4 protein-coding genes and 2 pseudogenes are annotated in these 4,983 nt (G+C 53.5%); all 6 read left to right on the top strand.

The window, feature by feature from the left end; all coding sequences use genetic code 11:
- Positions 1-216: pseudogene (gene pstC, locus ACZAHD_RS21505) on the top strand (phosphate ABC transporter permease PstC); the annotation flags it as partial.
- Positions 216-1,106, top strand: a complete 891-nt coding sequence (gene pstA, locus ACZAHD_RS21510) for a phosphate ABC transporter permease PstA (protein WP_008806730.1) — start codon at positions 216-218, stop codon at positions 1,104-1,106. The pseudogene pstC and the gene pstA, both read left to right, overlap by 1 nt.
- 47 nt (positions 1,107-1,153) lie before the next feature.
- Positions 1,154-1,927 carry a phosphate ABC transporter ATP-binding protein PstB gene (gene pstB, locus ACZAHD_RS21515; RefSeq protein WP_004145006.1) on the top strand — a complete coding sequence of 258 codons (774 nt, stop codon included), beginning with the start codon at positions 1,154-1,156 and terminating at the stop codon, positions 1,925-1,927.
- 50 nt (positions 1,928-1,977) lie between these two features.
- Complete coding sequence (gene phoU, locus ACZAHD_RS21520; protein WP_004145007.1) at positions 1,978-2,703, top strand: phosphate signaling complex protein PhoU; 726 nt, start codon at positions 1,978-1,980, stop codon at positions 2,701-2,703.
- A 482-nt stretch (positions 2,704-3,185) separates the two neighbouring features.
- A complete protein-coding gene (locus ACZAHD_RS21525; RefSeq protein ID WP_008806731.1) occupies positions 3,186-4,820 on the top strand; it encodes a carbohydrate porin in 1,635 nt (544 codons plus the stop codon).
- Positions 4,821-4,858: 38 nt separating this feature from the next.
- Positions 4,859-4,983: pseudogene (locus ACZAHD_RS21530) on the top strand (esterase family protein); the annotation flags it as partial.

Raw genomic sequence — 4,983 nt, forward strand, 5'->3', positions numbered from 1 at the left:
ATCGGCAACACCTACCAGCTCGACAGCATCTCGTTGTATATGCCAGGGAATAGTATTACCTCCGCGCTGGCTAATGAGTTCGCCGAAGCGGAAACCGGCCTGCACGTGGCGGCGCTGATGGAGCTGGGCCTGATCCTGTTCGTTATCACCTTTATCGTTCTGGCCGCGTCTAAGTTCATGATTATGCGCCTCGCGAAGAATGAGGGGGCACGCTAATGGCGACCATTGAATTGCAAACCTCTACCGAGCTGGCGGAGTCCCGTCGCAAGATGCAGGCCAAACGTCGTATGAAGAACCGTATCGCTCTGGCGCTGTCGATGGCGACCATGGCGTTTGGTTTGTTCTGGCTTATCTGGATCCTGATGGCGACGATAACCCGCGGTTTCGATGGCATGAGTCTGGCGCTCTTCACCGAAATGACGCCGCCGCCGAATACGGCGGGCGGTGGCCTGGCTAACGCCCTCGCCGGCAGCGGCCTGCTGATCCTGTGGGCAACCGTCTTTGGTACGCCGCTGGGTATCCTTGCCGGAATTTATCTGGCGGAGTATGGCCGCAAATCGGTGCTGGCGGAAATCATCCGTTTTATCAACGATATTCTGCTTTCCGCGCCGTCTATCGTGGTCGGCCTGTTTGTCTACACCATCGTGGTGGCGCAGATGCAGCACTTCTCGGGCTGGGCGGGCGTTATCGCACTGGCGCTGCTGCAGGTGCCTATCGTTATTCGTACCACCGAAAACATGCTGAAGCTGGTGCCGGATAGCCTGCGTGAAGCGGCCTATGCGCTGGGGACGCCGAAGTGGAAGATGATCTCGGCGATCACCCTGAAAGCGTCCGTCTCAGGGATTATGACCGGGATCCTGCTGGCTATCGCCCGTATCGCCGGGGAAACGGCGCCGCTGCTGTTCACTGCGCTGTCCAACCAGTTCTGGAGCACCGACATGATGCAGCCGATTGCTAACCTGCCGGTGACCATTTTCAAATTTGCCATGAGTCCGTTTGCGGAGTGGCAGCAACTGGCATGGGCCGGGGTATTGATTATCACCCTGTGCGTCTTGCTGCTGAACATCCTGGCGCGCGTTATCTTCGCCAAGAAGAAACACGGTTAATTTTTTGCGGCGCAGCGACTGCTGCGCTGAATGAGGAAGAGATAGAGATGAGTATGGTGAATACAGCTCCGGGTAAGATTTCAGTTCGTAACCTGAACTTCTACTACGGCAAATTCCATGCCCTGAAGAACATCAACCTGGATATCACCAAAAACCAGGTGACGGCGTTTATCGGTCCGTCAGGCTGTGGTAAATCCACCCTGCTGCGCACGTTCAACAAAATGTTCGAACTGTATCCGGAGCAGCGTGCGGAAGGCGAGATCCTGCTGGATGGCGACAACATTCTGACCAACACCCAGGATATCGCCCTGCTGCGCGCTAAGGTTGGCATGGTGTTCCAGAAACCAACGCCGTTCCCGATGTCCATTTATGACAATATCGCCTTCGGCGTGCGCCTGTTTGAAAAGCTGTCCCGTGCCGATATGGACGAGCGCGTGCAGTGGGCGCTGACCAAAGCCGCATTATGGAACGAAACCAAAGATAAACTGCACCAGAGCGGGTATTCTCTCTCCGGGGGTCAGCAGCAGCGTCTGTGTATTGCCCGCGGTATCGCGATCCGCCCGGAAGTGCTGCTGCTTGATGAGCCGTGCTCCGCGCTGGACCCGATCTCCACCGGGCGTATCGAAGAGCTGATCACCGAGCTGAAACAGGACTACACCGTCGTTATCGTGACTCACAACATGCAGCAGGCTGCGCGTTGCTCCGACCATACGGCATTTATGTATCTTGGCGAGCTGATTGAATTCAGCAACACGGACGACCTGTTTACCAAGCCCGCGAAGAAACAAACTGAAGATTATATTACTGGCCGCTACGGTTGATTTGCCCTTGTGCTTTCAGGCTCTCACCAGTTGGGCAATCAGGAGACACCATGGACAACCTAAATCTTAACAAACATATTTCCGGCCAGTTCAACGCTGAACTGGAGTATATCCGCACCCAGGTGATGACCATGGGTGGGCTGGTGGAGCAACAGCTTTCTGATGCGATCACCGCCATGCATAACCAGGACAGCGATCTGGCGAAACGCGTCATCGACGGCGACAAGCAGGTCAACATGATGGAAGTGGCGATCGACGAGGCCTGCGTGCGCATCATCGCCAAGCGCCAGCCGACCGCCAGCGACCTGCGTCTGGTGATGGCGATCATCAAGACTATCGCTGAGCTGGAACGCATCGGCGACGTGGCGGATAAAATCTGCCGCACCGCGCTGGAGAAGTTTTCCCAGCAGCACCAGCCGCTGCTGGTGAGCCTCGAATCGCTGGGCCGTCACACGGTGCAGATGCTGCATGACGTACTGGATGCGTTTGCGCGTATGGATCTCGACGAAGCGGTACGTATCTATCGCGAAGATAAAAAAGTCGACCAGGAGTATGAAGGCATCGTACGCCAGCTGATGACCTACATGATGGAAGACTCGCGCACTATCCCCAGCGTCCTGACCGCGCTGTTCTGCGCGCGCTCCATCGAGCGTATTGGCGACCGCTGCCAGAATATCTGCGAATATATTTTCTACTTCGTCAAAGGTCAGGATTTCCGTCACGTTGGCGGCGATGAGCTGGATAAACTGCTCGCCGGCAAAGATCCGAAAGAGTAATAATCATTCTGTCTAATTCTGGTAAATGGCTTTATCAGAATTAGATATGATTTATCTCGTGGCAGCGAGATTGCTGAGATTATCGTCACAATTAACAATCTGCCCGTTTGAGTTATTCATTTTATCGCGTAACAATCAACGCCCACTCCTGAGCTTAAACGCTCAGGGTGGTTTAAACGGATTGTGACTGCGACAGCAGGCAAAACCTGATATTGCCCCTACGGCGGCGGTATCAGGTTTTTTTGTTTTATGCGGGCCAATAATGGCTGAATGAGGGTTGCTACCGCGATGTGCGGGCAAAACCTGAAGAGGATTATCTGTTAAGGCAGATGGTCTTCTTCAGGTTTTTTTTTGCTTTTGTCTAACTGCAAAAATAACAGCCGCCGCGACCTCAAACGGTATGGATAGGGCTATTAGAACCTGCGCGGGATGGTTGTTGCTGTCGTGTTTTATTTACGCCAATGCTTATATAAAGGAATATTATGATGAGAAAAAACAGGATCGCTTCGGCGATAGTCTTGCTGGCGCCTCTTTGTTATTCCACCACTCTGATAGCAAGCCCGTTGACGGTGGAGCAACGACTTGAGCTGCTGGAGAAAGCGCTCAAAGACACGCAAAAAGAGCTCAAAAAATATCAGGACCAGGAGAGAAAAAGAGACCAGATTTGGGCCTCATGGTCTCCGCCTGCGGAAGGTCAGAAGCGCAAGACCGGGGTGGCGGCCGCCGGTCCGAAAACGGCGGTTAAACCGGATGCGGTGCTGGTTAAAAATCAACAACCTGCCACGGATGGCGCGCCAGCCTACAGCGCGATGACGCTGAAAGATTTTAGCACGTTCGTGAAAGATGAAATTGGCTTCAGCTATAACGGCTACTTCCGTTCCGGCTGGGGCACCGCCTCGCACGGCTCGCCAAAATCGTGGGCGATCGGTTCGCTTGGCCGCCTGGGCAATGAATATTCCGGCTGGTTCGATCTGCAGCTGAAGCAGCGGGTGTTTCAGGAAGGTGATAAACGCGTTGATGCCATCGTGATGCTCGACGGGAACGTCGGCCAGCAGTACTCCTCAGGCTGGTTTGGTGACAATGCCGGCGGCGAAAACTACATCCAGTTCTCGGATATGTACGTTAACACCAAAGGGTTCCTGCCGTTTGCCCCGGAAGCCGATTTCTGGGTCGGCAAACACGGGGCGCCAAAAATCGAAATCCAGATGCTGGACTGGAAAACGCAGAGAACCGATGCGGCGGCCGGCGTGGGGCTGGAAAACTGGCAGGTGGGCGCCGGGAAATTCGATATCGCATTGGTCCGCGAAGATGTCGATGATTACGATCGTTCTTTGAGCAATAAGCAGCAAATTAACACCAATACTCTGGACGTTCGCTACAAAGAGATTCCGCTGTGGGATAAAGCCAGCCTGATGGTCAGCGGACGCTATGTCGCCGCGAATCAAAGTTCCTCAGAGAAATATAAAGAGGGCAATGAAGGTTATTATCCGTGGAAAGATACCTGGATGGCAGGCACTTCGTTAACACAGAAATGGGCTAACGGCGGTTTTAACGAATTTTCTTTCTTACTGGCGAATAATTCTATTGCCAGCAGCTTCTCGCGCTATGCCGGATCCAGCCCCTATACCACCTTTAACGGCCGCTATTATGGCGATCATACCAATGGCACCGCCGTGCGCTTAACCTCGCAGGGGGAAACCTATTTACGCGATGACGTTATTATGGCGAATGCCATCGTCTACTCCTTTGGTAACGATGTCTATAGCTACGAAACCGGGGCCCACTCCGATTTTGAATCCATTCGCACGGTCCTGCGACCGGCTTATATCTGGGATAAATATAACCAGACCGGTGTCGAGCTGGGATACTTCAAACAGCAAAACAAAGATGTTACCGGCAAGAAATATAACGAGTCCGGCTACAAGACCACGCTGTTCCATACCTTCAAAGTCAATACCAGTATGCTGACCTCGCGCCCGGAAATTCGCTTCTATGCCACCTATATTAAAGCGAAGGATATCGACCTGGATAAGGCAGCGAATAATACCACCAGCATTTTTGAAGACGGTAAAAACGATCAGTTTGCCGTGGGGGCGCAGGCGGAAATCTGGTGGTAAGACGATAACAGAACGGACACAACGGAAGAGGACTAACGATGAAACGACATGCAATGTATTTCGCACTGGCGCTGGCGGGCGCGGCATTTACCCTCCAGGCGGCGCCATTACCCGCGATGCCGGATCCCACCCTGCCGGTGAGCCACTTTATTACCCAGGTTAA

It is taken from the genome of Raoultella sp. (assembly GCF_039594335.1).
Taxonomy (GTDB): domain Bacteria; phylum Pseudomonadota; class Gammaproteobacteria; order Enterobacterales; family Enterobacteriaceae; genus Klebsiella.

What these genes read in the sequence shown, in the direction of transcription:
- pstA (WP_008806730.1), top strand. Translation starts at nt 216, where the DNA reads ATGGCGACCATTGAATTGCAAACCTCTACCGAGCTGGCGGAGTCCCGT.
- pstB (WP_004145006.1), top strand. Translation starts at nt 1,154, where the DNA reads ATGAGTATGGTGAATACAGCTCCGGGTAAGATTTCAGTTCGTAACCTG.
- phoU (WP_004145007.1), top strand. Translation starts at nt 1,978, where the DNA reads ATGGACAACCTAAATCTTAACAAACATATTTCCGGCCAGTTCAACGCT.
- ACZAHD_RS21525 (WP_008806731.1), top strand. Translation starts at nt 3,186, where the DNA reads ATGATGAGAAAAAACAGGATCGCTTCGGCGATAGTCTTGCTGGCGCCT.